The following is a 449-nucleotide window of genomic DNA, read 5'->3' on the forward strand; positions in this document are numbered from 1 at the left end:
GCACCAAGGCGCAGCCGGTCACGGTGGCGGTCAGGAACGCCACCGTCCGCGCCTTCGGCGACGGCAAGGCGCCGATGGTCGATATCGGCGCGTCCCTGGTGTCGGTGGCGGCGGGCGGCACGCAGCTCAACGATCTCACCGCCGCGATCCATTCCGACGGCTTCGACATAGAGGACCGCAGCGGCCCGATATCCATCAAGCTCGCGGCCGGCGGCCTCAAGACCGACGTGGCGACACTGGAGCCGCTGGTGACCGGCAAGCTCGTCGCCGATCTCGCCGGCAAGATCAGCAAGCAGGAGATTTCCCTCGACGAGGGCACATTGCGCAGCGATGCGCTGAATGCCTCGCTGACGGCCACGGTTTCGCTCACCGACCTGGCGATGAAGCTGAAGATGAATGCCGATGCGGTGTCGAGCGCGCTGCCGCCGCAGATCCGCTCGGTGCTGGGC

At 67.7% G+C, this 449-nt stretch carries 1 protein-coding gene; it reads left to right on the forward strand.

The features are described from left to right. Positions 1 to 449, forward strand: a 449-nt coding sequence (locus EN780_RS37760; RefSeq protein ID WP_133373026.1) for a hypothetical protein, incomplete at both ends; no start/stop codon positions are given.

Source organism: Mesorhizobium sp. M4B.F.Ca.ET.089.01.1.1 (assembly GCF_004022605.1).
Taxonomy (GTDB): domain Bacteria; phylum Pseudomonadota; class Alphaproteobacteria; order Rhizobiales; family Rhizobiaceae; genus Mesorhizobium; species Mesorhizobium abyssinicae.